Origin of the sequence: Pleomorphomonas sp. T1.2MG-36 (assembly GCF_950100655.1) — a bacterium.
GTDB lineage: Bacteria > Pseudomonadota > Alphaproteobacteria > Rhizobiales > Pleomorphomonadaceae > Pleomorphomonas.
Map to the genome: position 1 here is coordinate 1 of NZ_CATNLY010000035.1, position 259 is coordinate 259.

Sequence of the window (259 nt, forward strand, 5' to 3'; positions counted from 1 at the left end):
GGAGGGACGAACACGATGAGCATGATGGAGTTGGAGCAGTTCTACGACAAGGTTCGGACGAGCGAGAAGCTGGATGCCGAAGCTACCTCGGCACTTCAACTGGGGCCGGAGGCTTTGGTTGCCCTCGGTGCTCGCGAGGGGTTCAGCTTCTCGCAGGACGAACTGGCCGCCGGGCTTGAGGAACTCTCGGCCGGTCAGGAGCTGTCGGACAAGGATCTCGATCTCGTGGCGGGTGGGAGCAGGCCCAATTGCTCCGACA

1 protein-coding gene is annotated in these 259 nt (G+C 62.2%); it reads left to right on the plus strand.

The annotated features are described in order from the left end of the window. Positions 1–15: 15 nt before the first annotated feature. A partial coding sequence (locus QQZ18_RS17565; protein ID WP_284542255.1) for a Nif11-like leader peptide family RiPP precursor occupies positions 16–259 on the plus strand: 244 nt, incomplete at its 3' end.